Below are 25975 nucleotides of genomic sequence, written 5' to 3' on the forward strand. Positions count from 1 at the left end.
ACCGCGGAGCGAACCTCACCGCGCGATCCTCACCGCGCGAACCTCACCGCGCGAACCCACCGCGCAAACCCACCGCGCGAACCTCACCGCGCGGACCCACCGCAGGCACCCCACCGCGCGACGCGCACCGCGCGGACCCCACCGCGCGACGCGCACCGAGCTGAGGATCGGGCGGCCAGTACGAACATGCGCAGCGCGGCTGGCTATGGCGGAGCCGGCCCCAGGTTCGCGGTCGCGACCAATCCGGAGGGGTGCGCGCTGGAGCGCACATGCGAAAGCATGTGCCTACATGTTTTCGCATGTGTGCTGCGGCGAGGGTGGTCCTGGCCGGCGACGGACCCGGCAAGCGGAGCGCAGCGTAGCGATCTCTCGCGGGAGGAACGGTCCGCGCCACCGCGGACCCGAGTAAACGAAAGACTTGGGATTATCGGCGCCGCGACCGCGCCCGGGTGGAGCGCAATCGCCGCAACCGCCCCACGACGACCGGTTCGGCCGCGAGCGCCGCCGGGTTGTCGAGCAAGCCGTTGAGCAGCTGGTAATAGCGCGTCGCGGACAGGTCGAAGGCGTCGCGGATCGCCTGTTCCTTGGCGCCCGCGTGCTTCCACCACTTGCGCTCGAACGCCAGGATGCCGAGCTCGCGCTCGGTCAGGCCAGCCCCGGGCTCCACAGTGGACTCCGTGACGGCGTCGTCGTTGGTGTCGGCCTGGTCAGCGGCGGGCATCATGGCACTCCTCGACACACGCGGGCGACGTGGGATGTCACTCAGACTATCCGCGCGGCGACCCGCGTGCATCGCTCATTCACTGTGATCAAGACGTCTAGGGTCTGTCTCGAAGTGGGGGCCGGAGCGAGGCGTGGTTCCAGGCGGCGTCTGGGTCCGCCGCAGCCCGGTCATCCACTTCGAGGCAGACCCTAGATCACGTCCCGGCGGCGGATCGACCAGACGGCGCCGAAGACGGCCAGGACCAGGGCCGCGCCGAGGAGTACCGATGACTGCTGCCAGGTGACGATGTATTCCGGTGGCGTGCACGGGCCCGTGGCCAGCTCGCACGCCCGCCAGTTCGTGATTTTCAAGCTCTTGTCGAACCAGGCCACCAGATACGTCGACAGGATCCAGCGGTCGCCGAACTGCACCCTGACCAGCTCGAACAGGATGCGCAGGCCGATCTCGCTGATGACGATCGCGCCGATGCCGACGCCCAGGGCCATCGCGGTGTGGCGGCCGATCGAGGCCAGGCAGAAGCCGAGGGTCGCGGCGAGCAGCACGAGCGCCGCGCCGCGGGCGCCGCTCAGTGCGAACGACTGCCACACGCCCGCGGTGAGCTTGCCGAGGTTGCCGTCGTAGCGACCGATCGCCCAGAACGCCGCCGTCCAGAGCGCGCCGACCACCACCGTCAGGCCGAACATCGCGCCGATCAGCACGCCGAGCTTCGTCAGCAGCACCGGGATCCGGCGTGGGCGCCAGAGCAGCAGGTTCATCATGCCGCCGCTGTTCCACTCGGCGCCGACGAACGACGCGCCGATCACGAACGCGACCATGGCGAGGATCGCGGCCAGCACCGCCAGCGACGGCGGGAACTCGTCGCGGAAGTTGAACTCGTACGGCATGAACTGCTCGGCGGTGTACCACTCCCGCTGCGGGCCGAAGTCGGCTCCACAGTTGGGCCCGTAACGGTCGTCGAGACCGGTCTCGCCGCGGGCCTTGGCCGCCTCGCACTCGGCGACCATCGCCTGGAACTGGACCACGGACTGGTCGAAGTTGCGCGTCGCCTCCGCCTCGGCCGCGGCGCGTACCTCCGGGGTCGAGGGCTTGCTGTTGAACACGAAGGCCACCGGGAAGATGGCCAGGCCGATCAGCGTGATGGCGAGGAAGATGCGGGTGACGCGGCGCTTGAACAGCCGGCGCACCTCGGCCTTGGCGAGGCTCACACGCCCCACCCGCCCTGGGCCGGCGCGGCCACCGCGGAGTCGTCGACCTGGCGGGCCTGGCCCGCCACCGGCGCGGTCTGCGTCAACTCGAGGAAGACGCTCTCCAGGTCGACCTTGACCGGCGCCAACTCGCTCACGAAGTAGCCCTTCTCGGCCAGCGTGCGGGTTACCCAGGCCGGCTTCTCGACGTTGCTCACGACCAGGCGGTCGGCTTCGGGCGTGACCCGGGCGCCGGCCGCGATGAGGACCTCGGCGGCGGCCGACAGGTCGTCGGCGGACTCCAGCTTGACCGTCACGCCCGCGCCCGCGTGCTGCGCGAGCACGTCGGCGACCGGCCCGTAGGCCACCCGCCGGCCACGCGAGATGATCGTGACCGAGTCGCAGATCAGCTGCACCTCGCCGAGGATGTGGCTGGACAGCACGACGGTCATGCCGGACGCGGCGAGCCCGCGCATCAGCGTGCGCATCTCCCGGATGCCGCCCGGGTCGAGGCCGTTCGCGGGCTCGTCGAGTATCAGCAGGTCGGGCTGCTTGAGCAGGGCGGACGCGACCGCCAGCCGCTGCTTCATGCCGAGCGAGTAGGTGCCGACCCGCTCCTTGGCCCGGTCCCGCAGGCCGACCTGCTCCAGCACCTCGGTCACCCGCTGCTTGTTCACCCCACCGGCGTCGGCGAGCAGGGAGAGCGTGTCGCGGGCGGAGAAGTTGGGGAAGAACTGCGGGCTCTCCACGATCGCGCCGACCCGGCGGGCGACGTGCGGCAGGGCGGCGGGCACCCGTTGGCCGAGCAGCGTCATCGTGCCGCCGTTGGGCGTGATCAGGCCGAGCAGCGTACGGAGCGTGGTCGTCTTGCCGGAGCCGTTGGGGCCGAGGAAGCCGTGCACCTCACCCGACTCGACGACCATGTCGAAGCCGTCGAGGGCCTTGCGCGCCCCGCGGCGTCTGCTGCGGTAGGTCTTCTCGAGACCTGATATCTCCAGTACGGCCGGCACGTGCGCTCCCCGTCTTCGGTCGGATCGCGCACACAGTACTGGGTATGCAGGTATTCGGATAGACCGTTATGCCGTTACCACCCGGACGCCTACGGCACGGAACGGCGCGATCGCTTCCGGTGTCGCTCCGGAGTCGGTGACCAGCGTCTCGACGCGGTCGATCGGGCAGATCCGGGCGAACGCGTGACCGCCCAACTTGGACGAGTCCGCGATGATGACGACCCGGCGCGCGCGGGCGACCATCAGCGCGTTCATCGCCGCCTCGCCCTCGTGGTGGGCGGCGGCGCCGAGGGTCGCGTCGATCGCGTTGACGCCGAGCAGCGCCACGTCCAGGGTGACCTCGCGGAGCAGCGCACCGCCGAGCGGGCCGACGAGCTCGAACGACTGCGGCCGGACGACACCGCCCGCCACCACGACCTTCATCCGCGACCGGACCAGCAGTTCGTTGGCGATGTTCAGCGCGTTGGTGACGATGGTCAGCTGCGCGCCGTCGGCGCTGGAGTTGAGGTCGGGGCGCACCGCCAGGGCGCGGGCCACCTCGGTCGTCGTGGTGCCGCCGTTGAGCCCGACCACCATGCCCGGCTCGACCAGCGCCGCCGCGGCCGCGCCGATGCGCTGCTTCTCCGCGGAGTGCTTGGCGGTCTTGTAGCGCAGGGGCAGGTCGTACGAGACGCCGTTGGCGACCGCGCCACCCCGGGTACGGGTGATCATCTGCTGCTGGCCGAGCTGGTCGAAGTCGCGGCGGATGGTCGCCTGGGAGACGTTGAGCCGCTGCGCGGCGTCTTCCACGCTCACCCGGCCGCTCTCGGTGAGCAGTTCGAGCAGGGCGTTCCAACGCGCGTACCGGTCCACATCGACCCCCAGTCTCGATTGCGTGCACAATAGTGCGCGAAACGACCGGCAAGCAACGTATTGCCTGCGCGGTCGTGCGCGATCCGCGCATGCTTGCCGCACAGAAGGTTCTCCTGCACAATAACGCGCGGAAACAGCGATTTCCGAGCTGATTCGCGCAAGCTCCCGTGGGGGTGGACCGGTGCCGCACATCCAGGCCGAGATCGATTCCCAGCCGGCGACCTGGGCGCGCGCGACGGCGCTGGCCACCGACCTGCTGCCGCGCCGCGGGCAGCGGGTCGCGGTCGTCGGTTGCGGCACGAGTTGGTTCATGGCGATGGCGTACGCGGCCCGCCGCGAGAGCCTCGGGCACGGTGAGACCGACGCATTCCAGGCATCCGAGTTCCCGCAGGGCCGGGCGTACGACCTCGTGGTCGCGATCACCCGGTCCGGCACCACGACCGAGGTCGTCGACCTGCTCGCCGGATTGTCCGCTCCGACCCTGGCGATCGTCGGCGATCCCGCCGGCCCCGCCGCGGCCGCGGCCGGCGCGACCGTCGCGCTGCCGTTCGCCGACGAGCGGTCCGTGGTGCAGACCCGGTTCGCCACCACAGCCCTGGCCCTGCTGCGGGCCGGCCTCGGCGAGGACGTGGCCGCCCTGGTCGACGACGCCCGCCGGGCACTGGACGCGCCGCTGCCGCTCGACCCGGCCGCCCTCGAGCAGGTCACCTTCCTGGGGCGGGGATGGGCGGTCGGGCTCGCGTACGAGGCCGCGCTCAAGTGCCGCGAGGCGGCGGCGTTCTGGGCCGAGGCCTACCAGGCGATGGACTACCGGCACGGGCCGATCGCGATCGCCGCGCCCGGCCGCGCGGTCTGGTCGTTCGGGCCGCCGCCGGCCGGCTTGGCCGCCGAGGTGACCGCGACCGGGGCGCGTTTTGTCGGCGCCGCCGCTGGTGACACGCTTGATCCGATGGCCGAACTGATCCTGGCGCAGCGCCTCGCGGTCGCCCTGGCCGCGCACCGCGGTCTCGACCCCGACGCGCCCCGCAACCTGACGCGCTCCGTCGTGCTGGACGACCGATGACCGAGGTCGTCGTCGCGCTGGACGTGGGCGGCACCGCGATGAAGTGCGGTCTCGTCACCGAGTCCGGCGAGTTGCGGCACGCCGAACGCCACCCGACCAACGCCGCCGCCGGTGGCGCCGCGGTCGTCTCGGCGATCCTGGACGTCGCGGCCGGGCTGGCCGACAAGGCGCGCGCCGAGGGGCTCACCCCGGTCGCCGCCGGCGTCACGGTGCCGGGTGTGGTGGACGAGGCCCACGGTGTCGCCGTCTGGGCCGCCAACGTGGGCTTCCGCGACGTACCCCTTCGTGACCTGGTGGCCGACCGCCTCGGCCTGCCCGCGGCGCTGGGCCACGACGTACGCGCGGGCGGTGTGGCCGAGGCCCGCCTCGGCGCCGGCGCGGGCCGTCGGCACGTGCTGTTCGTGGCCATCGGCACCGGCATCGCGGCCGCGCACGTGGTCGACGGGCGGGCGTTCGCGGGCGCGCACGGCTCGGCCGGCGAGGTCGGGCACGTCGTGGTCCGCCCCGGCGGCCCGGAGTGCGGGTGCGGCGCGCGCGGCTGCCTCGAGTCGGTGGCGTCGGCGTCCGCGCTGGCCCGCCGGTACGCGTCGCTGGCGGGCGCGCCGCTCTCGGCGGCGGAGGTGGCGGCGGCGGCGCTGGCCGGCGACGCCGTGGCGGCCCAGGCCTGGAACGAGGCGGTCGAGGCCCTGGCCGACGGTCTGACGATCGCCCAGACGCTGTTCGACCCGGAGGTCGTCGTCGTCGGCGGCGGCCTGGCCGAGGCGGGCGCGCAACTGCTGGCGCCACTGGCCAACGGGGTCCGGGCCCGGTTGACCTTCCAGCGCGAACCGGCGCTGGTGCGAGCGGCACTCGGCGACGCGGCCGGCTGCCTCGGTGCCGGGCTGCTCGGCAGGGACGCGATGGAGGCGGCGTGAGGATCGACGGACGGGTGGTGACCCCGACCGGTGTGGTGACGGGCTCGGTGGAGGTGACCGGCACGTCGATCGGCGCCGTGACCCCGGGCGACGTCGCCGATCCACAGTGGATCGTGCCGGGCTTCGTCGACATCCACAACCACGGTGGCGGCGGCGACACGTTCACGACCGGCGACCCGGACGCGGCGCTGCGGGCGGCCGCGTTCCACCTGCGGCACGGCACGACGACGCTGTTCGCGAGCCTGGTCAGCTCGCCGTTCGACCTGATGCGGGCCGCCACGGCCGCGTTCACGCCGCTCGTCGACGCCGGGGTGCTGGCCGGGATCCACTTCGAGGGGCCTTATCTCTCCGCGGCCCGGTGCGGCGCGCAGAACCCGGCGTTCCTGCGCGATCCGTCGCTCGACGAGCTGGAGACGCTGCTGACGCTGGGCGGCGGCGCGGTGCGGCTCGTGACGATCGCCCCCGAGCGGGCCGGCGCGCTGGACGCGATCCGGATGCTGGTCTCGCACGGGGTGGTCGCCGCGGTCGGGCACACGGACGCGACGTACGAGCAGACGCTGGCGGCGGTCGAGGCGGGCGCGAGCGTCGGCACTCACGTCTTCAACGGCATGCGCCCGCCGCACCACCGCGAGCCCGGCCCGGTCTTCGCCCTGCTCGGCGCGCCGAGCGTGGTCTGCGAGCTCGTCGCGGACGGCGTCCACCTGCACGACGGCACGCTCGCGTTCGCGGCCTCGGTCACCGGCCCGGACCGGGCGGCCCTGGTCACCGACGCGATGGCGGCGGCCGGCATGCCCGACGGCGCGTACGAGCTCGGCGGCCAGGAGGTCGAGGTCCGCGACCGGGTGGCCCGCCTGGCCCGCGACGGCGCGATCGCCGGCAGCACCCTGACGATGGACGCGGCGCTGCGCCAGGCGGTCGGCGCCGGCATCCCGATCGTCGACGCCTGCCGGATGGCCGCCACGACACCGGCCCGCGCGATCGGCCTGGGCGAGACGGTCGGCTCACTCCAGCCGGGCTGGCGCGCCGACCTGGCCATCCTCGACACGGACCTCCGCGTCGTCCGCGTGATGCGGGCAGGTTCCTGGGTCAGCTGACCCGTCGACGCCGAAGGGCCAGCAGGTGGCGGGTCCCGTACCAGAGCGCGCCCGCCACCAGGATCGCCGCGCCCGCGAGCAGGCCGCGGGTCGGGACCGTCGCCGCGAGCAGGAGGCAGCCCGCCAGGCCCAGTGCCGCCAGCACCCGCACCGGGAGATGGCGGCCCCGCGGAGTGCGCAGCGTCAGCGCCGACGCGTTCGCGATCGCGTAGTAGACCAGCACCAGGCAGCTCGACGCCGCGATCGCCGTGGTCAGGCCGCCGACCAGGACGAGGACGAGCACCGCCGCCGCGACCACCAGTTCGGCCACGTGGGGCACCTGCGTCGACGGGTGCACCGCCGCCAGCGGGGCCGGGAGGTCGCGGCGGCGGCCCATCGCCAGGGCCGTGCGGCCGACGCCCGCGAGCAGCGCCACCAGCACGCCGAGCACCGCCACCACCGCGCCCGCGCGGACCGCGGTGGCCAGGCCCGACGGGCCCGCCACCGACGCCACCAGAGCCAGCGGCGCGGTCGCCGCCGCCAGCCGGGCCGGGCCGAGGACGGCCAGCGTCACCACCGCCAGCACCGCGTAGACCGCCAGCACGATGCCGAGTGCCAGCGGGATCGCCCGGGGGATCGTCCGCGCGGGGTCGCGGACCTCCTCACCCAGCGTGGCGATCCGGGCATAGCCGGCGAAGGCGAAGAACAGCAACCCGGCGGCCGTGAGCACACCCCGGGCGGACGGCGCCGCGCCCAGCGACAGCGTCGGCATGCTCGCCACGCCGGCCACCACGACCGCCGCCAGCACCAGCAGCGTCACCGTGACCAGCACCGCGGTGACACGGGCGGTCTTGGCGATCCCGCGCAGGTTGACCGCGGTCACCGCGACCACGGCGAGCACCGCGACGACCCGGGGATGGGACGGCCACGCGTACGCGCCGATCGCCAGGGCCATCGCCGCGCAGCTCGCCGTCTTGCCGCAGACGAACGCCCACCCCGCCAGGAAGCCCGGGAACGCGCCCAGCCGCTCCCGCCCGTAGACGTAGGCCCCGCCGGACTCCGGATAGCGGGCCGCGAGGCGTGCAGAGCTCGTCGCGTTGCAGAACGCTACGAAGCCCGCGACTCCGAGCGCCACCAGCAGGCCGACACCGCCCGCCGCCCGCGCCGCCGGCGCGAAGACCACGAAGACCCCCGCGCCCAGCATCGAGCCGAGCCCGACGACGACGGCGTCACGCAGGCCCAGGCGACGCGCTAGGGCGACTGGCGGGTCGGAAGCTGCCACGGGACCCGGTCTATCAGGCGGGCGATGAACACGCCGAGAAGCAGACCGGCGATGGAGTCGGTCAACCAGTGGAAGTTCAGGTAAATGGTGGTCACGAAGACGATGGCCGGCGGGGCGATGCGCAACCACAGCCGGGCCGTCCGGTTGAGCCACGGTGCCAGGAGCAGGGCGATCACGCCGTACCAGACGACGGTGTTGACCAGATGCCCCGACGGGTAGCCGGTGTCGTAGGTGCCCGCCGGCAGGGCGCTGTTGAACAGGTCGACCGCGTTCGGGCCGGTGTAGCCCGGTGCGGCCCGCTCCGTCCAGATCTTCAGCGGCATGATCACGATGCCGGTGAGCAGGAACGCCGCCACGACCGGCAGGATCGGCCAGCCGTTGCGCCGCCGCACCGCCAGGAACACCGCGATGACCAGGCTGATCAGGGTGAGCGGGCCGCCGTTGCCGAGGTAGTTGAAGACCCGGGCGAGCCAGTAGGTGGCGTCCGTCTGATGGGACAGGCACCAGTCCCGCACGGTGTTGTCGACGCCGAGCAGGCCGCCGGCCGCGAGAACGCCCGTGAGCAGCGCGAACAGGCCGATCAGCAGGCCGTCGAACCACCAGCCGGCGGGCCGCACCGGCCGCAGCCGGAGCGCGGCCGCCCGTTCGGTGATCGCGTTGCGCACGTGACCACGGTAACGGCGCGACAAAGACGCGCTCCGGCCCGCCTACCGGACATTCACAGGAGCTTCTTGATCCGGTTGTAGACGAGATCGATCCGGACGCCGCTGTTCGGGCAGCCGCCGAAGTGGTGCAGGGCGATGACCCGGTCGGTCTTGCGGGAGATCACCGGCGAGCCCGACGAGCCACCCGCGGTGTCGCAGTAGTAGGAGACGTCGGTGTCCTGGCCGTAGCCGTCGTACAGCGGGTCGTCGACGGCGCAGATCCCGCCGTCGTCGCTGTCGCTGCCCATCGCGATCTGGCCCGGGTCGCCGCCCGGGTGCTGCGGGATGTAGACCTCGGTGCCGCTCTTCGGCCGGCTGGTCTCGATCGACAGGTAGCCGAACTTCTGCACCTGCGCGAAGTTCTCGACGGTGAACAGCGTGTAGTCGAGCTCCCGGTTGGTGCTGAGCACCTTGTCGCCCCACACCTTGGTCGGCTTGAACACGGCGTGCCCGCCGCACTTGTTGCACTGGTAGTCGAACCACACCTCGGTGTCGTACGCGTCACCCGAGGTCACCATGCAGTGGTTGTTGGTGAGCATCCGGTTGGTCGTGCCCAGTCGCCAGCCGGTGCACAGCTCGGTGCCGTTGATCAGAAGCCGGGCAACAGCCTTGGACTTCTTGTACGCGGCCGGGTCGGCCGACTTGTAGCAGACCGCGTCGCGGGCCTCGTTGCTGCCGCAGACGCTCTCCTCGCGCCCGGTCTGACCCGCCGACGTCGCCTCCCGCGCGCTCGAGTCCGCCGCCTCCTGCTCGGCGGAGGAGAAGCCGCGGGCCACCTTGTCGACCCGCACCCCGAGGCCGGCCACCTCCCGGACGCCGAGCGGGTCGGGCAGGGCCCGGTGCAACTCGACGACCGCGGTGTCGCCGGTGACCGACATCGCCCACCGGCCCGCGCCGGACTCCTCGGCCCGGCTGCCGAGCAGCCCGCCGACCACGTCCAGCGGGTCGCTCTCGATCCGGTGGACCTCGGTGCCCGCCGGGTCGGCGACCGTGACGTAGTCACCCGGAAGCATCGTGAGCTGGTCGAAGTGCACCTTCACGTAGTCGGCGCCCGGGTAGCTGAACTCCTGCCGGTCACTCTCGGCGTGGTAGCCGACCAGGCTGTCGACCGACTCCAGCGCGCCGACCCGCTGCCGACCGACGGAGTCGATCACGCCGCTGATCTGCTTGGGGAGGTCGGCGACCGGCCCGGGGGCCGCCTCCTTGGCCTGCGGTGCCCGCGGTGCCGCGGCGGCCGCCGCGGGGGCCTTGCCCAGTTGAGCCGTGCCAGCCGGTGACTGCGCCGACCCGTCGCCGGTCATCGCGTACGCCGTCGCGCCGGCCAGAACCACTGCCGTGCACGCGCCGGCGACCAGCGCCAGAGTCCGCCGCATCCCAGATCTCCCTCGGCTCTCCTAGGTGGACCGTCATAACCGGAGGAAAACCCCGGAGCAGACAATCGGATCATCTCGCCACTGTGTAACGAGCCACGGTCGCCTGCGTAGCGGCGCTGTCAACGGGCAGACTTAGCCCGTGCGCATCACCTCGGCCCTCATCGACCCGGCGTTGCTCGACCTGCCGTGGTCGACTCCGCTCGAGGAGTGGCCGGCCGACCACCTCGTCGCCCTCCCGCAGGGCATCTCCCGGCACGTCGTGCGGTTCGTCCGGCTGGCCGGCACCGTCTACGCGGTGAAGGAGACCGGCGAGCGGATCGCCGAGCGGGAGTACGACCTGCTCCGCCAGCTCGAACGGATCGACTTCCCGGCCGTCGAGGCGGTCGCGATCGTGGCCGACCGCACCGACGCCAACGGCGAGCCCCTCGACCCGGTCCTGGTCACCCGGCACCTGCAGTTCTCGCTGCCGTACCGGGCCGTGTTCTCGCACACACTGCGGCCCGAGACCATGAACCGGCTGCTCGACGCGCTCGCGGCCCTGCTCGTCCGGATGCACCTGACCGGCTTCTTCTGGGGCGACTGCTCGCTGTCCAACACGCTGTTCCGGCGCGACGCCGGCGCGTTCGCGGCCTACCTGGTCGACGCCGAGACCGGCGCCCTGCGCCCGAGCCTGTCCAAGGGGCAGCGCGGCGAGGACGTCGAGATCGCCCGGCTCAACATCTTCGGCGAGGCGCTCGACCTGCAGGCCGCCGAGCTGCTCGACGAGGCCATCGACCCGGAGTGGGTGGCCGACGAGGTCATCGCCCGGTACGAGCGGCTCTGGCACGAGGTGACCTTCGAGCAGGAGGTCGCCCGCGACTCCCGGCACGAGATCGAGAAGCGGATCCGCAAGCTCAACGAGCTCGGGTTCGACATCGCCGAGGTGTCGATGTCGGTGGGTGAGGAGGGCCGGGCGTACGTGCGGCCCAAGGTGGTCGACGCCGGCCACCACACCCGGCGGCTGCTCCGGCTGACCGGGCTGGACGCCGAGGAGAACCAGGCCCGGGCGCTGCTCAACGACCTCGACGCCTACCGCGCCGACAGCGACCTGCCCGACGAGCAGCAGGCGGCGCACCGCTGGCTGGTCGAGGTGTTCGAGCCGGTCGTCCGGGCGGTGCCGGCGGACCAGCGGCGCAAGCTGGAGCCGGCCGAGCTGTTCACCCAGGTGTTGGAGCACCGCTGGTTCCGCTCCGAGGAGGCCGGCCGGGACGTGGGCCTGGCCGCCGCGGTGCAGTCCTACCTCAAGGACGTGCTGGTGCACCGGCCCGACGAGCAGGCGGTCCTGGGCGTCGACGTGCCCACGCTGTCAGTCTGACCCGGCCACGCTGCCGTCGCCGATCGTCGGGTCGTCGGCCGGGCCGGGCTGCACCGGCACGGTGGGCGGCGGCGCGGCCTGCTTGATCAGCCGGCTCAGACCGGCGCGCCGGGACACCACGGTGAGCTCGTCGCCCGGACCGAGCACGGTCTGCGCGGGCGGCGACCAGCTCGGCCGCTGGCCGGCCTTGAGCAGGGCGATCACGCGTACGCCGTGGGGCTGGTCGGCGACGCCCACCGGCTGTCCGTCCAGGGCGGAGCCCTTGGCGACGACCACGACCGTGACCAGCATCGCGTGCCGGCCCACCGGGACGGTGGCGACCACCTGCCGCTTGCGCAGCACGGCCGCGAACGCCGGCGCGGCCAGGTACGACACGCTGTGGGACCGGAAGATGCCGAACGTCGCCTGGATCCGCTGCGCCAGGTCGCCGTCGAAGAGCCGCAGCACCACCCGCAGGTCGGGCTGGAGCGCGCGCCCGTTGAGCGCGGCCTGCAGGTTGGTCACGTCGTCCGTCGAGACGACCACCAGCGCGCGGCAGGCGCCGACCGACGCCTCGACCAGGGTCTCCTCCAGCGCCGCGTCGCCGACGATGAGCGGGATGCCGAGCTGCTTGGCGATCACGGCGCCGCGCGCGTCCGGCGCCTTGTCGATGGCGACCACCTCGACGCCGAGGTTGTGCAGCTGGCGGATCACCCGGGTGCCGACGTTGCCGAGCCCGACCACCACGACGTGCCCCTCGCGCGGCACCGCGAGCCGTCCGGCGTTGAGCGCCAGCCGCGCCTTGACCATCGCGTCGACCACCGCGGCGGTGATCAGCGGCACCAGCGCCAGCCCGGCCACCGTCAGCACGATCTGCATGAGCTGCACGGTCAGGCCCTTGTCGAGCTCGACCTCGGCGCCGTTGAGCGCGGTGAGCAACGTCGTGTAGACGGCCTGCCACGGGTCGAGGTGCGCGGCACCGTCGACGCGGTAGAGCAGGAAACCGAAGAGCACGGCCACGAGGATCACGGCTGCCGTCGCGATGCCGATCTTCCGGCTGAGGAACGACTGGAGCGCGGTACGGATGCCGTACAGCGGGCGCCGCGCCTTGCGGGCCCGGGCGATCCGGCCGGCGGCGACCTCGGTGGCCGGCCGGACGCCGGTGGCCTCGGCGAGCACGAGGTCGGCCCGCTCGGGTGCGGGCAGCATCACGGGATGCCCCGGGTCGGACGTGTCGGCGAGACCGCAGATCACCCGCTCCGGCAGCACGTCGGCCCGCGGGGCGACCACCAGCGTGCGGCCGTAGTGGTGGAAGTTGGTCGGCGCCACCTCACCCAGCGCCGCGGCGACGAACGTGGGCGCGGCCATCGCCGCGTCGGAGAGCACCTCGCAGTCGCCGAGCAGCCGCTTCACGCCGTACCCGAGACCGGTGTTGAACATCCGCATGACGACGCGGACCCGAGCGTTGATCTCGTGCGCGGTGAGGGCGGCGTGGATGTTGCCGACGTCGTCCTGCTGCATGAGCGCGAGGCCGGCGGCGGTCTCCAGACCGGCGGTGCGCAACGCGGCCTCGTCGATCCGGTCGGCGTGGATCACCCGGATGCCGCGGATCCTGGTGATGTCCGGCGCGGTGCGGTGCCGTTGCGGCGGGACGACCACCGTCACCCGCACCGTCCCGGGCCCGAGCGCGTTGACCAGGTGGTACGCGAGCGCGTCGTTGCCGCACACGATGTAGTGCGGCCGGCTGTCGCCGTTGCTGCGCAAGCCGTCGCGCAGCCGGGTCTCGACGGCGCGGCGGGCCCGATTGCGCCAGGGAACGACCATGAACGGGATCGTAGGGTCTGGTCGGGCCGGGAGAGCAACGGAATCTTCACTTGCCTCGTTGGTCCATTTGGTGAGCAAGGCGGCAAATGTCGCTAATGCGAAACGGAATGGACTGACATGACCAAGTGGATCTATCGCGCGGTGGGTACGGTCGGCGTCGCCGCCGGTGGGGCCCTGCTCCTGGCAGGTGGTCCCGCGCAGGCCGACGGCATCGACGCGCCGGTGAACGACCTACGCGGTTCGCTGGACGGCTTCTTCACCCCCATGGGCGACGTCGCCCCCGTGCCCGCCGGTGAGCTGGCGCCCGGCCAGCACCTCGGCTTCCTCGGCGCGGTACCGAACGACCCGGCGGCCGGCGTCGACCCGGCGGCGCTCGAGGCCGGTCCGCCTACCCCGACGCTCAACACCGACAACCTCACCCTGCTGGGGGTCGGTGACAAGCAGATCACCATGAACACCCTCACGGACGCGGTGAACTCGACCGGGCCGCTGGTCGACGACAAGGCCGGTGGCCAGCTGCTCAAGGGCAGCGCGCAGCCCGGCTCGGAGCTGCCCGTGATCGGTGGCAGCCCGCTCGGCGACAGCCCGCTGGGCGCGCTCGGCCTCGGCCCGACCGAGGCCGCCGACGACCCGCTGACCGGCGCGCTCGGCAACGGCACGACGCAGGTCGGCCGGACGCTCAGCGACGACAACCTCAACACGATCGGGAGCGACTCCCAGATGCGGACCCTGGGCAGCACGGTAGGCGCGGACCAGCTCAGCCTCGACCAGCTCGGCCGCGGGAGCGGCCTGGGCGGTGGCGGGCTCGGCGGCAATGGGCTCGGGGATCTCAATCGGGGCGGTGGGCTCGGCAGCGGGCCGCTCGGTGAGCTTGCCGACGACCCGCTCGGCGCCGTCGGCAAGCACGCGGCACCGGACCAGAGCGACTTCGACATCGCGGACCTGCGCGGTACGGACCTCGACGGGCTCGGCCAGTCGCTGGTGCCGCCGCTGATCGGCGAGGCGCTGGAGGCCGAGATGCCCCCCGGCTTCCTGGGCGGGTCGCTCGAGGCCGACGGCGACTCGATGATCGGGCTGCCGCTGGTCGGGCAGCTGCCACTGTCGGCGCTGAACACCACCGACCCGAACGGGGCGCTCGGGAACATCTCGTCGATCGACGCGCTCGGCGGGGGGCCCTCGTCGGGTGGCACCGCGCAGCCCGCGGCCTCCTCGTCGACGCCCACCCCGGCGCCGAAGCAGCAGCTGCCGGCGGTGTCGCCGACCGCCGACGACGGCGGCAACAACCAGCGCGGCCACCGGCAGTGGTCCCGGTCGAAGTCGGAGCGTCCCGTCGCGGGCGAGGACCTCGCGTACCGCTGATCCGGCCTTTCGTGCGCGGCCCGTTCGGGACTCCCCGGGCGGGCCGCTGCGTCATAATGCCGTGATGATCGGCCGGAGCTGGGACGCCGACGCCTACCACCGCGTGTCGGTGGCGATGGACGAGATGGCGCGCGAGGTGCTCGACCGGCTGCCGCTGGACGGCACCGAGACCGTGCTGGACGCGGGTTGCGGCACCGGCCGGATCAGCGCCGCGTTGCTGGCGCGGTTGCCCCACGGCCGGCTGATCGCGGCCGACGCCGACCCGGCGATGGTGGCGATCGCCCGGCGGGCGCTGCCGGAGGTGCTGCTCGTCGACCTGCTCGACCTGGCACTGCCGGCGCCCGTCGACGCGGTCTTCTCCACCGCGACGTTCCACTGGGTGCTGGACCACGACCGGCTCTTCGACCGGCTCGCCGCGGTGCTGCGCCCGGGCGGCCGGTTGGTCGCCCAGTGCGGCGGCGCGGGCAACATCGCGGCGCTGCGCGCGGCCGCCGACGAGGTCGCGGCCCGGCCGGAGTGGCGTTCGCATTTCGTCGACTTCGCGCCGCTGTTCTATTTCGCCGAGGTGGCGCCGACGCGGGAACGGCTGGCCCGGTCGGGTTTCGTCGACGTCGAGTGCTGGCTGCAGCCGTTCCCCGTCGCGTCCGACGAGATGCTGTCCTATCTGGAGACGGTGCCGCTCGGCCCGTGGGCGCAACGGGTGCCGCAGGGCGTGCGGCGGGCGGAGTTCGTGGCGTCGGTCTGGGCCCTGACGCCCGGCGACACGGTCGACTACGTCCGCCTCAACATCACGGCACGGCGCGGATGAGCTGGTCCGACGCGGTCGCCCACGTGGCGGCGCAGGCTTCGGGCGGGCCGCTGGACCCGACGCTGCGGGTGACGGTGCACTTCCACCCTGACCGGATCTACGCGGGCGAGCCGATCCTCGCGGCGATGGCCCGCTCCGGGGTCTACCGGTCACAGTTCGAGACGGGCACCAGCAACGGCGGCCTGACCGCGTTCCCGGGCGGTGACCGGTGGCGCTGGGAAAGCCGGATCTTCGGCGGCGCGTACGACGCGGCGACGCCCGAATCACGCCCGAAATACGGCTCGCTCAACCACCGCCGCCGCGCGGCCGGGGGTTCGCCCCGCTTCGGCTCGGCCCACCTACGGATGCGGTCGTCAACGCTGGAGCGGACGACGTTCTGCTACCCGGACAGCTTCCTGGAGCCTTCACACTTCGGGGTGGCGGCCCGAATGTCGCTGATCGCGCTGGCGGACGCGGACGACCAGGACTATCTGGACGACTACATCGAGGCCCACGTACACGGCGTGGTCCGCTTCGCCGACGACGTGGAGGCGGTGGTCCTGGACCCCTGCTACCGCGGCACGGCAATCGAAGCCTTGGCGGCGACGCTGCCCTGCCCGGTGGAATGGCACCACGGCTTCACGCTGACGGTGGACGAGTTCGCCCGGCACCCCGACTACCGCGGCCCGGAGGTGATCGCGGCGGGCTTGGACATCGCGGAGAACGGCCTACTGACCGCCCGCATCATCGGCGCGGCGGCCAACGCGGGGAAACACGACCCCCAGACCCTGAAGCGCGTCTGGCACCACGTGGCCCGCTTCGGCCAGCCGTAACCGTCGCGCGCATCGGCACCGGTCTCGCCATCACGGGGCGATGCGGACGAACAGCCGCTCGCCGACGTCGCGGCGGCTGCTGCCCTGGTCTCAGGCCGCTGAGCTGCGGCGGATCTGGAGGGGGGCCGGTTCGACGCGGTGCCAGCTCGGGCCCGTTTCGTCCGCGAGCAGTGCTCGGGTGGCCATCGCGGCCATGTGTTCGACCGGTTGGCGGACCGAGGTCATGGCCGGGGTGGCTACCGAGGCCAGGAAGCTGTCGTCGAAGCCGACCAGGGCGACGTCGTCCGGGACGCGGCGGCCGCTCTCGTTGAGTGCGCGCAGCACGCCCATCGCCGTCAGGTCGCAGGCCGCGAAGATGCCGTCGAGGTCCGGGTGGTCGGCGAGCAGCTGTTGCGTACCCGTGACGCCCGCCTCCAGGCAGAAGCCACCCTCCGCGCCGATCGGCTCGTGGCCCGCGTCAATCGACGCGGAGGCGAAGCCGCTGCGGCGGCCCGTCGCGCAGGAGTTGTTGGGCTTGCCGTGGACCGCGACCACCTTGCGCCGGCCCGTGCGGTAGAGGTGCTCCACCGCCGCGCGGGCGCCCGCCGCGTTCTCCGCCTCGATCGACGGCACGTGCGGGGCCGAGAGGCCGAGCGAGACCACCCGGTCGCAGCGTGCCGAGAAGCGGGCCGCGAGCTCCGGCGGCACGTTGATCAGCAGGGCGCCGACCTCGACGATGCGGGCGACGTCGTCGAGGCGGGTCGGGGCCTCCGGCTCGTCGATCACGTGGGTGCGCATCTGGGTCTCCGTACCGGCCAGGGCCGACAGGATGCCCGAGACGACGCGGCTGTAGTAGGGGTTGCTGCCCACCTGCCCCGCGTCCTCGTCGATGATGATCAGGTCGATGACGTCGTTGCGGCCCCTGGCCAGGGCGCGGGCGGCCAGGTCGGGGTGGTAGCCCAGCTGCTCCACCGCCCGCCAGACCCGATTGCGGGTGGGTTCGGAAACCCGGTGCGCGCCGGTGATCACGCGGGATGCGGTCGCGCGCGAGACCCCCGCCGCGCGGCCCACGTCTTCCAGTGTCGGCCTCTTTGCCTCCATCACCTGATCGTAGGCGTGAGAGCGCTCTCCATGACATCCTGTTTTCGCCTTGTGCGCCATCCCCGCGCCAGCAGCGCGACGCGGACCTCGCGGACCACCTCGGCGAACTCCCTGCGGGCCGAGGTACGCAGCACGAACCAGCCATCGTCGACCATCAGCGCCTCACCGACAGGGTCGGCCGCGCCCCACAGGGCCACGCGGAAGTCCGGCCAAGCCAGCGGCGGAGCCGCCGCGAAGCCCGGCGGGCGCGCCACCGCCATCGGCAGCCCGGCCAGGTAGAGCCGGACCCGCAACAGCGACTCCGCCCGCGACCGCGCGTCGCCGTCGGTTAGGGCCAGCGTGTGCCCGGCCCGGCGCCCACCCGGCCGGTCGGACAACCGATCCCGCACCGCCACCAGCGCCGCCGGCGTCACCAGCCCCTGGTAGAGCAGCGCGTCGACCACCGCGACCGCCGCAGGCAAGGGCAACCACACGGCCACATCCCACGCGGTACGCGCCGGCAGCGTCGCCGCCACCTCGCACTCACCGCTCCGACCACCGTCGCCCGCACCACCACCGCCCGGGCCGCCGCCGTCACCACCGCCCGGGCCGCCGCCGTCACCACCGTCACCCCCTTGGCCAACGTCGCCGTCGCCCAGAGGGCCGCAGCCGCCGACCAACCGCACCCAACCCACGTCCACCGGGTCGAGCGCGACCCGATGCACCCGCGTGCCCGCCTGTCCACCCACCCGCTGCCCACGAGCCAGGATCAGATGCACCGGATCGGCCGCCGCCGCAGCCTCGTGGATGCCGTGCGCATAAGCCGCCGACGGACCCGCCAGCACCGCCGAAGACGGCGGCAGCCGGGCCAGCGTCGCGCGGCAGAGCAACCCGTGATCGCGCGGCAGCCGGGCGTCCGCATAGACGTCGTGTCGTAGCCGGACCCAACCCCGCCCCCGCAACTGGTGCACGGAGAGCAGCCCGGCCGCCACGGCCGCACTGCCACGGAACACGCGCCACTCGAGCGCCGCCGGTCGGTGCGTACTCATGTCGAGAAGCCTCGTCCACCACCTAACCCGGTGGACAGACCTGTGGATAACTAGCGTTACACCGCTGTACACAGGCTGTGGATAACCCCCACGGAGCTGTGGAAAGCCCTAACCTGCCAGCGCCGCCGCTACGGCCGACGCCGCCGCCACCACCTGGGGGCCCACCTCCGCCAGCGCGAGCGAACCCAGCGCCACCACCCCCACGCTGGCGTCCAGGCCCTCCACCCCGAGCACCGGCGCCGCCACGCCGAACGCCCCCGCCTGCAGCTCACCGACGGTGGTCACCGGATCGGGCGAACCCGATCGCCCGGCCAGGATCGCCTGACCGGCCGCGCCCCGGGCCAGCGGATGCCGCGACCCCGCCCGATACGCCACATGGAACGCCGTCCACGACGGCTCGACCACGGCGAGCGCCACGGCCTCCGAGCCCTCGGCGATCGTCAGGTGGGCCGTCGCACCGACCTCCTCGGCCAGCCGCCGCAACGCCGGCAACGCCGCCTCGATCACCACCGGATGGGCCCGCCGCGCGAGCTGCAGGACCCCCGCACCCAGCCGCAACCGCCCGGCCGGGTCCCGCCGGACCAGACCGTGCGCCGCCAACGACCCGACCAGCCGGTAGACCACCGCCCGACCCACCCCGAGCCGCTCGGCGGCCTCGGTGACCGTCAATCCCTCGGACGTGTCGGCCACCAGATAGAGCAGCCGCAACCCGCGATCCAGCGTCTGGGCGGTCTCACCCGCGCGGTACACCGGCTGCGTCACACCGCGAGCATAGGCGGAAACGGATCAACGCTACCCTTGTCAGGTGACGCTGCGTTTGCATGACACCGCGACCCGATCGGTGCGGGAGTTCGTCCCGCGGGAGGCCGGCAAGGTCGCGATGTACCTCTGTGGCCTCACCGTGCAGTCCGAGCCGCACATCGGCCACCTTCGCTCCGGCGTCAACTACGACGTGCTCCGCCGCTGGCTCGAGCGCGCCGGCTACCGGGTGACCTTCGTCCGCAACATCACCGACATCGACGACAAGGTGCTCGAGAAGTCGGAGCAGCAGGAGCGCCCCTTCTGGGCGATCGCCTACGGCAACGAGGTCATCCTCGACGCCGCCTACCGGGCGCTCAACGTGCTGCCGCCGACCTACGCGCCCCGGGCCACCGGCCACATGACCGAGATGCACGAGCTCATCCAGGCATTGATCGACAACGGCCACGCGTACGTCGCGGAGGACGGCAGCGGCGACGTCTACTTCGACGTCAAGTCGTACGCCGACTACGGCGCCCTGTCCGGCCAGCGTGTCGACGAGATGGCCAGCTCCGCCGACAGCCCCGAGCGGGCCAAGCGCGACCCGCGCGACTTCGCCCTGTGGAAGGGCTACAAGACCGTCGAGCCGGTCGAGGCGCAGTGGGCCAGCCCGTGGGGGCCCGGCCGACCGGGCTGGCACATCGAGTGCTCCGCCATGTGCCTGCGCTACCTAGGCCCCGAGTTCGACATCCACGGCGGCGGCCTCGACCTCACGTTCCCGCACCACGAGAACGAGATAGCCCAGTCGCGCAGTGCCGGGCTGCCGTTCGCCCGCTACTGGGTGCACAACGGCCTGCTCAACCTCGGCGAGGCCAAGATGAGCAAGTCGCTGGGCAACGTCATCAACATCGACCACGTGACCGCGCTGGGCGTACGCATGGTCGAGTTGCGCCATTACATCGTGTCCGCGCACTACCGCTCCCGGATCGACTACACCGACGAGTCGCTGCGGGAGTCGGCCGTGGCGTACCGGCGGATCGAGGGTTTCGTGCAGCGCGCGGTCGAGACCGTCGGCGCGATCCCGGCGGGCGACGTCCCGGCCGAGTTCGCGGCCGCGCTCGACGACGACCTCAACACCTCGGGCGCCACCGCCGTCGTGCACGAGACCGTCCGGGCCGGCAACACCGCGCTGGCCAAGGGCGAGGACGACACCGTCCGCGCCAGCCTCGCCGCGGTGCGGGCGATGCTCGACGTGCTCGGCATCGACCCGCTCGACCCGGCCTGGTCGACGGCCTCGACCGGGGGCTCGCCCGGCGAAGAGCTGCGCGGCATCATCGACTCGCTCGTCGCGCTCGCGCTCGAGCAGCGCGCCCAGGCGCGCACCAGGAAGGACTGGTCCGCCGCCGACGCGGTGCGCGACCAGCTCAACGCGGCCGGAGTCAATGTGGAGGACACTCCCCACGGCCCGCGTTGGACGATCGGAACGAGGGACTGATGGCTGGCAACTCGCAGCGACGTGGCCGGCGGGTCACCTCCAAGAAGGGCGCGACCGTCGGTTCCGGCGGCAAGAACAAGTCGGGCCTGGCCGGCAAGGGGCGCACCCTGCCCGCCGACGAGCGGCCGTGGCACAAGGGCTACTCGGGCACCGAGAAGCTGCCCAGCCGCACCGCCTGGAAGCAGGACAAGGAGAAGCGGGCCGCCGCGGCCGAGGGCCGGGCTCCCAAGATCGGCAAGCCGGGCACCAAGGACACCACCTGGGGCAAGGGCACCAAGGGCGTCAAGCCCACGAAGAACGCCGGCCGCCAGCCGAGCCGTGGCGGTGGCGGGCCCCGGGTCGCGCCGGGCCGCCGGTCCAACACCCCCAAGGACGCGCCGGAGCTGCTCGTCGGCCGCAACCCGGTGGTCGAGGCGCTGCGGGCGATGGTCCCCGCGACCGCGCTCTACGTCGCGCAGGGCATCGACATCGACGACCGGGTCAACGAGATCGTCCGCACCGCCGGCGACCGGGGCATCCCGCTGCTGGAGATCGGCCGCGCCGAGCTCGACCGGATGACCGGCGGCGTGCTGCACCAGGGCATCGGCCTGCAGGTGCCGCCGTTCGCGTACGAGCCGTTCGACGACCTGGTCGCCGCCGCGCTGGAGCACCCGACGCCGCTGCTGGTCGCGCTCGACGGGGTCACCGACCCGCGCAACCTGGGCGCCGTGATCCGCTCGGCGGCCGCGTTCGGGGCGCAGGGCGTCTTCGTGCCGGAGCGCCGGGCCGCCGGCATAACCGCGACCGCCTGGCGCACCAGCGCCGGCGCCGCGGCCCGGGTGCCGGTCAGCCAGGTCGTCAACCTGACCCGGGCGCTCAAGGCCTGCCAGCGCGAGGGCTTCGTGGTCATCGGCCTCGACGCCGACGGTGAGACGGATCTCTACAACCTCGAGGCCGCCGTCGGCCCGCTGGTCGTGGTCGTCGGCTCCGAGGGCCGCGGGCTGTCCCGGTTGGTCGGCGAGACCTGTGACATGCGGGTCGGCATCCCCATGGTGTCCGATGTGGAGTCGCTCAACGCCAGCGTCGCCGCCGCGGTCACCCTGGCCGAGGTCGCCCGCCGCCGGGCCGCGGAGGCCTGACAGCCGGCGTTCACGTCGTTACCGCGGCCGGTTCATCCTGGCTGGCTAGCTTCTCGCCTCATGACCAAGCGTCTCACCATCATCGGGGGCGCGGCGATGGCCGCCGCTCTCGCCGTGGGTCTCGCCGGCCCCGCTTCCGCGCACGACGCCGACGAGTTCGGCCCCGCCACGCTGACCGGTTTCGCCTCGCTGCCGGCGCTGACCTTCGTGCCCGCCAGTGAGCCCTCGGGCTCGCTGCTCGACACCGCGCCCGTCAACGGCGTGGCCGCGCCGTGGGACGACCAGCCGGTGCAGGGCTTCAGCGGCATCGTCAGGAACGGCGACGGCACGTTCGAGGCCATGTCCGACAACGGCTTCGGCAACAAGGCCAACAGCGGCGACTTCGTGCTGCGCATCCACTCGATCGCGCCGGTCTTCCACGAGAACAAGGTCGACGTCATCGGCGGCATCAACCTGACCGACCCCAAGGGGTACGTGACGTGGCCGCTCACCCGCGAGGACCGGGTGCTGACCGGCTCGGACTTCGACGTCGAGTCGATCCAGCGGGCCGCCGACGGCACCTACTGGATCGGTGACGAGTTCGGCCCGTTCCTGCTCCACTTCGACCGGACCGGGGCCATGATGCAGGCCCCGATCTCGCTGCCGGGCGTCTTCGCGCCGGAGAACCCGCTGCGCGGCACCACCCCGAACAACATCAACAGCAGCAAGGGCTTCGAGGGCATGGCGCAGTCGCCCGACGGCCGCAAGCTCTACCCGCTGCTGGAGGGCACCGTCGCCGGTGACACCCCGGGCACGCTGCGGTTCAACGAGTTCGACGTACGCGCGGGCAACTACACCGGCAAGCGTTACATCTACAAGCTGGACGACCCGGCCAACGCGATCGGCGACGCCATCGCCGTCGACGGCCACCGGTTCCTGATCATCGAGCGCGACAACGGCCAGGGCGACACCGCCAAGACCAAGAAGATCTACCTGGCCAACTTCTCGGACCGGGACAAGGACGGTGCCATGGACAAGACCCTGGTCGCCGACCTGATGAACATCAGCAACCCGAAGAAGCTCGGCGGGTTCGGCAAGACGTTCACCTTCCCGTTCCAGACCATCGAGGACGTCGTCATCCTCGACAACCAGACGATCGCCGTGCTCAACGACAACAACTTCCCGGGCTCGGCCGGCCGCGCCGCCGGCGTGCCGGACAACAACGAGTTCATCACGCTGAAGCTCACCCAGAGCCTCAACGCGGACCAGCGCTTCCTCGACTGAGGACGGCTCCCTCGAGGAGGGGATGCCAGGCCGTACGATGCAGGCCGGGCATCCCCTCCGCCCGTTAAGAGGAGTCGGCAACGATGCAAGGGCACGCGCTCGGGGTCGATCTGGGCACGTCGAACACGGTCGCCGTGCTGCGCTGGCCCGACGGGCGCACCCGCCCGTTGCTGTTCGACGGTCAACCGCTGCTCCCGTCCGGCGTGCTCCTCGACGAGGCCGGCCGGCTGCACGTCGGTCGCGACGCGCAACGGCTCGCGCAGGCTGATCCGGCCCGCTACGAGCCCAACCCGAAGCGGTACGTCGACGCGCCCGGTGTGCTGCTCGGCGACCGCGAGGTGGCCACCGTCGACCTGCTCGCCGCGGTCCTCGCCGCGGTCGCGCACGCGGCCGTCGAAGCGGTCGGCTACCTGCCGCCGGCGACCCTGACCTATCCCGCCGCGTGGGGCGCCCAGCGCCGCCAGGTGCTGACCGAGGCGCTGTCCCGGGCCGGCTGGCCGGCGGGCACCACGCTCGCGCCGGAGCCGGTCGCCGCCGCCCGCTACTTCGCCGAGGTGCTGCGCCGCCCGGTGCCGGTCGGCTCGGCCCTCGCGGTCTTCGACTTCGGCGGCGGCACGCTCGACATCGCGGTCGTCCGCAACGACGGCCCGGACCCGTCCGGCCACGTCGGCTTCAGCGTGGTCGCGGCCGGCGGTGTCGCGGAACTCGGCGGCCTCGACCTGGACGCGGCGCTGGTCGACCACCTGGGCCGCGGGATCGCCACGACGGACCCCGACGCCTGGCAACGGTTGCGGGCTCCGGCCAACGCCGCGCAGTGGCGCGACCGGCGGCGCTTCTGGGACGACGTACGCGGGGCCAAGGAGATGCTCTCCCGGGTCGCCGTGGCGCCGGTCGCGGTGCCCGGCGTCGAGAAGGCGGTCCACCTCACCCGCGACGAGCTCGAACGGCTCGCGACGCCGCTGCTGCGGCGGGCCGTCGTGGAGACCGCAGGGGTGATCGCCGCCGCGAACCTGCGCCCCGACCAGCTCGCCGGGCTCTTCCTGGTCGGCGGCTCGTCCCGGGTGCCGCTGGTGGCCCGGATGCTGCACGCGGACCTCGGGGTCGCGCCGACCGTGCTCGAGCAGCCCGAGCTGCCGGTCGCGGAGGGGGCGCTGGCGGAGCATCGGGTCGCGCACGTCCCGGCGCAGGCCGCGGCGCCGGCGCCTGTGCCGAGCCCGCAGCCCGTCTCGGCGGTGCCGGTTTCCGGGTCGCCGACCTCGCCGGCGCCCGGCTCGCCGATGCCGGCACCGACCTCGCCCGCCCCTACCTCGCCGGCCGCGCAGTGGGCGCCGCCGCCTGTTGCCGCGCCGCCGCGACGCGTACCCAAAAAGCTTTTGATCTCCGCGGCAGCCGCCGCCGTGGTCCTGGTCGTCGCCGTCGTCTCGGTGATCATGTTCTTGAACCGGAACGGGTACGACAAGGTCCCGTTCGCGGCGTTCAGCGACGTCGGCCAGCCACTGTCGATGGCCAACCGGTCCTACTACGTGTGGACGCACACGCTCGGTGACCGCGCCTACTACGCCTATCTGACCGACCAGAAGAAGATGACCGTCGTCGCCGCCGACGCCACGACGGGCAAGCAGCTGTGGACCACGCAGGTCATCGATGCCTCCGACAACTGGCAGGGCATCCGCGCGGTGCCGGGCGCGATCCTGGCCTACGCCGACGCGATCGGCAGCGTCGAGGCGCGCCGGCTCTCGGTGCTGAGCCCCGACAACGGCGAGCGGCTCTGGTACGTCGACCTGTTCGGCGAGGACGAGACGTTCGTGATCGGCGAACGCCTGGTCGTCGTCGACCGCAAGAACAACAAGATCATCGGGTACGACCTGGGCGACGGCACCGAGAAGTGGGCCCACGACTCGCCGAAGGACCAGTACGGCGGCACCACGACCGCGGTCTTCCGGGCGCAGACGAAGAAGGACCTGGACGGCCCGGCGGACTTCACGGGCGTGGCGCTCGACCCGGACCGCGACGACGACACCCGGCTGGTGCAGATCGGCGCGGACCGCTCCGTACGCGTGATCGACGCGACCTCGGGCAAGATCAATGCGCAACAGACAGAGGTGGCGGACCCGGGCGACCTGACCACGGTGTACGACGGCCAGCTGTTCACCACGCAGACGAGCGAGGCGGTCGAGCTGATCGCGGTGAGCCTGGACGCGCTGGACAAGCCGCGCATCGTCTACCGCGCGGACCAGGCGGCCCGGCGGGCGGTCTCGATCAGCCCGTGCGTCGGCGACCGGATCTGCCTGCTGGAACGCACGGGCGGCGACCTGAAGACCACGCAGCTGGTAGCCCTCCCGACCGGCGACGGCCGCCTGTGGCGCCAGCCGGCCCACGAGTACGACACGATCGTCCCGGTCGGTTCGCACGTCGTGGTCCAGAGCGACAAATCGGGCGAAGAACATGTTCTTGGTTTCGACGCGGAGGGCGAGAAGGTCCTCGACACGGCCGGCGTCGCGGCCCGCGTGAACGGTTCGAGCATCCTGCTCTTCGGCAAGCCCCCCAGCACGAGCCCGGGCGACTACAACGTGGTGGGTTGGGCGCTGGGCGACCCACAGCCGGTGCAGTTGGGTGCGCTGACGGGGGTGCGCTCGGCCAGCTGCACATGGACCACGAAGGTCATCGCCTGCGTCGGCGACGAGGACCTACGCCTGCGGCGCTTCGCGAAGTAGCCACTCGACGCCGCCATCGGACAAGGACGCCGCCGCCGACCTGCTGGACGAGGCCGCCGCGCTTTGTCGGCCGACCGCCGAATGCACCGGCCAGCACCACCGCCACGGAGCGCGGCTTGGTCCGGGACGCCTCTGCCCGACGCCGGCACCAGGATTCGGCACCGAATCACCTGCCTACTCCCATCTCGGCCACGCGAGGCCGTCGTGGGGCCGGACCGCCCGAA

22 protein-coding genes are annotated in these 25975 nt (G+C 72.6%); 11 read left to right on the forward strand and 11 right to left on the reverse strand.

The window, feature by feature from the left end:
• Nucleotides 1-424 precede the first annotated feature (424 nt).
• The 4 genes from Asi02nite_RS42855 to Asi02nite_RS32955 all read right to left on the reverse strand — a co-directional run bounded on the left by Asi02nite_RS42855 (nucleotide 425) and on the right by Asi02nite_RS32955 (nucleotide 3770).
• A complete protein-coding gene (locus tag Asi02nite_RS42855) occupies nucleotides 425-793 on the reverse strand; it encodes a DUF3263 domain-containing protein (RefSeq protein WP_373312370.1) in 369 nt (122 codons plus the stop codon).
• Between the two features lie 119 nt (nucleotides 794-912).
• The gene (locus Asi02nite_RS32945) at nucleotides 913-1929 is read right to left on the reverse strand and encodes an ABC transporter permease subunit (RefSeq protein ID WP_203717925.1); all 1017 of its coding nucleotides are present in this window, start codon (nucleotides 1927-1929) and stop codon (nucleotides 913-915) included.
• Nucleotides 1926-2918 (reverse strand): ABC transporter ATP-binding protein, encoded by a 993-nt coding sequence (locus tag Asi02nite_RS32950; RefSeq protein ID WP_203717926.1) that lies wholly within the window; start codon nucleotides 2916-2918, stop codon nucleotides 1926-1928. The genes Asi02nite_RS32945 and Asi02nite_RS32950 overlap by 4 nt, the downstream gene beginning before the upstream one ends.
• A gap of 66 nt (nucleotides 2919-2984) precedes the next feature.
• Nucleotides 2985-3770, reverse strand: coding sequence for a DeoR/GlpR family DNA-binding transcription regulator (locus Asi02nite_RS32955; protein WP_203717927.1), 786 nt, complete (start codon nucleotides 3768-3770; stop codon nucleotides 2985-2987).
• Between the two features lie 181 nt (nucleotides 3771-3951).
• Between Asi02nite_RS32955 and Asi02nite_RS32960 the strand changes: the two genes are divergently transcribed.
• The 3 genes from Asi02nite_RS32960 to nagA are packed head-to-tail and all read left to right on the forward strand — an operon-like array spanning nucleotide 3952 to nucleotide 6841.
• Entirely contained in the window at nucleotides 3952-4833 is an 882-nt protein-coding gene (locus tag Asi02nite_RS32960; protein WP_203717928.1) for an SIS domain-containing protein, read from the forward strand.
• A complete protein-coding gene (locus Asi02nite_RS32965; RefSeq protein ID WP_203717929.1) occupies nucleotides 4830-5747 on the forward strand; it encodes an ROK family protein in 918 nt (305 codons plus the stop codon). The genes Asi02nite_RS32960 and Asi02nite_RS32965 overlap by 4 nt, the downstream gene beginning before the upstream one ends.
• Nucleotides 5744-6841 carry an N-acetylglucosamine-6-phosphate deacetylase gene (gene nagA / locus Asi02nite_RS32970; protein WP_239127353.1) on the forward strand — a complete coding sequence of 366 codons (1098 nt, stop codon included), beginning with the start codon at nucleotides 5744-5746 and terminating at the stop codon, nucleotides 6839-6841. The genes Asi02nite_RS32965 and nagA overlap by 4 nt, the downstream gene beginning before the upstream one ends.
• Here the strand turns inward: nagA and Asi02nite_RS32975 are convergent.
• From Asi02nite_RS32975 to Asi02nite_RS32985, 3 genes are read right to left on the reverse strand one after another with little or no spacing between them, the layout of a single operon-like run.
• Nucleotides 6834-8024, reverse strand: a complete 1191-nt coding sequence (locus Asi02nite_RS32975; RefSeq protein ID WP_203717952.1) for an APC family permease — start codon at nucleotides 8022-8024, stop codon at nucleotides 6834-6836. The two genes, nagA and Asi02nite_RS32975, sit on opposite strands and share 8 nt — an antisense overlap.
• A gap of 47 nt (nucleotides 8025-8071) precedes the next feature.
• Complete coding sequence (locus Asi02nite_RS32980; RefSeq protein ID WP_203717930.1) at nucleotides 8072-8767, reverse strand: phosphatase PAP2 family protein; 696 nt, start codon at nucleotides 8765-8767, stop codon at nucleotides 8072-8074.
• 53 nt (nucleotides 8768-8820) lie between these two features.
• On the reverse strand, nucleotides 8821-10179 hold the full coding sequence (locus tag Asi02nite_RS32985) for a trypsin-like serine peptidase (RefSeq protein ID WP_203717931.1): 1359 nt from the start codon (nucleotides 10177-10179) through the stop codon (nucleotides 8821-8823).
• Between the two features lie 139 nt (nucleotides 10180-10318).
• On the opposite strand from Asi02nite_RS32985, the gene Asi02nite_RS32990 reads away from it, so the two are divergent.
• On the forward strand, nucleotides 10319-11533 hold the full coding sequence (locus Asi02nite_RS32990; RefSeq protein WP_203717932.1) for a DUF4032 domain-containing protein: 1215 nt from the start codon (nucleotides 10319-10321) through the stop codon (nucleotides 11531-11533).
• Here Asi02nite_RS32990 and Asi02nite_RS32995 read toward each other — a convergent pair.
• The gene (locus Asi02nite_RS32995; RefSeq protein WP_203717933.1) at nucleotides 11525-13336 is read right to left on the reverse strand and encodes an NAD-binding protein; all 1812 of its coding nucleotides are present in this window, start codon (nucleotides 13334-13336) and stop codon (nucleotides 11525-11527) included. The two genes, Asi02nite_RS32990 and Asi02nite_RS32995, sit on opposite strands and share 9 nt — an antisense overlap.
• Before the next feature lie 117 nt (nucleotides 13337-13453).
• On the opposite strand from Asi02nite_RS32995, the gene Asi02nite_RS33000 reads away from it, so the two are divergent.
• The 3 genes from Asi02nite_RS33000 (at nucleotide 13454) to Asi02nite_RS33010 (ending at nucleotide 16315) form a co-directional block, all read left to right on the forward strand.
• Nucleotides 13454-14695 (forward strand): hypothetical protein, encoded by a 1242-nt coding sequence (locus Asi02nite_RS33000; protein ID WP_203717934.1) that lies wholly within the window; start codon nucleotides 13454-13456, stop codon nucleotides 14693-14695.
• Nucleotides 14696-14759: 64 nt separating this feature from the next.
• Nucleotides 14760-15503 carry a class I SAM-dependent methyltransferase gene (locus Asi02nite_RS33005; RefSeq protein WP_203717935.1) on the forward strand — a complete coding sequence of 248 codons (744 nt, stop codon included), beginning with the start codon at nucleotides 14760-14762 and terminating at the stop codon, nucleotides 15501-15503.
• Between the two features lie 125 nt (nucleotides 15504-15628).
• Nucleotides 15629-16315: a DUF3626 domain-containing protein gene (locus Asi02nite_RS33010; RefSeq protein WP_373312371.1), complete on the forward strand. Its 687-nt coding sequence runs from the start codon at nucleotides 15629-15631 to the stop codon at nucleotides 16313-16315.
• A gap of 90 nt (nucleotides 16316-16405) precedes the next feature.
• Here Asi02nite_RS33010 and Asi02nite_RS33015 read toward each other — a convergent pair whose 3' ends face one another.
• The 3 genes from Asi02nite_RS33015 to Asi02nite_RS33025 form a co-directional block, all read right to left on the reverse strand.
• Complete coding sequence (locus Asi02nite_RS33015; RefSeq protein ID WP_203717937.1) at nucleotides 16406-17395, reverse strand: LacI family DNA-binding transcriptional regulator; 990 nt, start codon at nucleotides 17393-17395, stop codon at nucleotides 16406-16408.
• The gene (locus Asi02nite_RS33020; protein ID WP_203717954.1) at nucleotides 17395-18423 is read right to left on the reverse strand and encodes a hypothetical protein; all 1029 of its coding nucleotides are present in this window, start codon (nucleotides 18421-18423) and stop codon (nucleotides 17395-17397) included. The genes Asi02nite_RS33015 and Asi02nite_RS33020 overlap by 1 nt, the downstream gene beginning before the upstream one ends.
• A 108-nt stretch (nucleotides 18424-18531) precedes the next feature.
• Nucleotides 18532-19185, reverse strand: a complete 654-nt coding sequence (locus tag Asi02nite_RS33025) for an IclR family transcriptional regulator (RefSeq protein ID WP_203717938.1) — start codon at nucleotides 19183-19185, stop codon at nucleotides 18532-18534.
• A 43-nt stretch (nucleotides 19186-19228) separates the two neighbouring features.
• On the opposite strand from Asi02nite_RS33025, the gene cysS reads away from it, so the two are divergent.
• The 4 genes from cysS (at nucleotide 19229) to Asi02nite_RS33045 (ending at nucleotide 25751) form a co-directional block, all read left to right on the forward strand.
• The gene (gene cysS / locus Asi02nite_RS33030; protein WP_203717939.1) at nucleotides 19229-20656 is read left to right on the forward strand and encodes a cysteine--tRNA ligase; all 1428 of its coding nucleotides are present in this window, start codon (nucleotides 19229-19231) and stop codon (nucleotides 20654-20656) included.
• Nucleotides 20656-21774: a 23S rRNA (guanosine(2251)-2'-O)-methyltransferase RlmB gene (rlmB, locus tag Asi02nite_RS33035; protein WP_203717940.1), complete on the forward strand. Its 1119-nt coding sequence runs from the start codon at nucleotides 20656-20658 to the stop codon at nucleotides 21772-21774. The genes cysS and rlmB overlap by 1 nt, the downstream gene beginning before the upstream one ends.
• Nucleotides 21775-21834: 60 nt before the next feature.
• Entirely contained in the window at nucleotides 21835-23037 is a 1203-nt protein-coding gene (locus tag Asi02nite_RS33040; RefSeq protein ID WP_203717941.1) for an esterase-like activity of phytase family protein, read from the forward strand.
• An 83-nt stretch (nucleotides 23038-23120) separates the two neighbouring features.
• A complete protein-coding gene (locus Asi02nite_RS33045; protein WP_203717942.1) occupies nucleotides 23121-25751 on the forward strand; it encodes an Hsp70 family protein in 2631 nt (876 codons plus the stop codon).
• Nucleotides 25752-25975 lie beyond the last annotated feature (224 nt).

This window comes from Asanoa siamensis, from assembly GCF_016862555.1.
GTDB classification, from domain to species: Bacteria; Actinomycetota; Actinomycetes; order Mycobacteriales; family Micromonosporaceae; genus Asanoa; species Asanoa siamensis.

Excerpts from the sequence above, each read along its gene's own strand:
- Asi02nite_RS32965 (WP_203717929.1), top strand. The coding sequence starts at position 4,830 with ATGACCGAGGTCGTCGTCGCGCTGGACGTGGGCGGCACCGCGATGAAG.
- Asi02nite_RS33020 (WP_203717954.1), bottom strand. The coding sequence starts at position 18,423 with ATGAGTACGCACCGACCGGCGGCGCTCGAGTGGCGCGTGTTCCGTGGC.
- Asi02nite_RS32975 (WP_203717952.1), bottom strand. The coding sequence starts at position 8,024 with ATGCTGGGCGCGGGGGTCTTCGTGGTCTTCGCGCCGGCGGCGCGGGCG.
- Asi02nite_RS32985 (WP_203717931.1), bottom strand. The coding sequence starts at position 10,179 with ATGCGGCGGACTCTGGCGCTGGTCGCCGGCGCGTGCACGGCAGTGGTT.
- Asi02nite_RS33005 (WP_203717935.1), top strand. The coding sequence starts at position 14,760 with ATGATCGGCCGGAGCTGGGACGCCGACGCCTACCACCGCGTGTCGGTG.
- Asi02nite_RS33010 (WP_373312371.1), top strand. The coding sequence starts at position 15,629 with ATGGCCCGCTCCGGGGTCTACCGGTCACAGTTCGAGACGGGCACCAGC.
- rlmB (WP_203717940.1), top strand. The coding sequence starts at position 20,656 with ATGGCTGGCAACTCGCAGCGACGTGGCCGGCGGGTCACCTCCAAGAAG.
- Asi02nite_RS33045 (WP_203717942.1), top strand. The coding sequence starts at position 23,121 with ATGCAAGGGCACGCGCTCGGGGTCGATCTGGGCACGTCGAACACGGTC.
- Asi02nite_RS33000 (WP_203717934.1), top strand. The coding sequence starts at position 13,454 with ATGACCAAGTGGATCTATCGCGCGGTGGGTACGGTCGGCGTCGCCGCC.
- Asi02nite_RS42855 (WP_373312370.1), bottom strand. The coding sequence starts at position 793 with ATGCACGCGGGTCGCCGCGCGGATAGTCTGAGTGACATCCCACGTCGC.
- Asi02nite_RS32995 (WP_203717933.1), bottom strand. The coding sequence starts at position 13,336 with ATGGTCGTTCCCTGGCGCAATCGGGCCCGCCGCGCCGTCGAGACCCGG.
- Asi02nite_RS33040 (WP_203717941.1), top strand. The coding sequence starts at position 21,835 with ATGACCAAGCGTCTCACCATCATCGGGGGCGCGGCGATGGCCGCCGCT.
- Asi02nite_RS33015 (WP_203717937.1), bottom strand. The coding sequence starts at position 17,395 with ATGGAGGCAAAGAGGCCGACACTGGAAGACGTGGGCCGCGCGGCGGGG.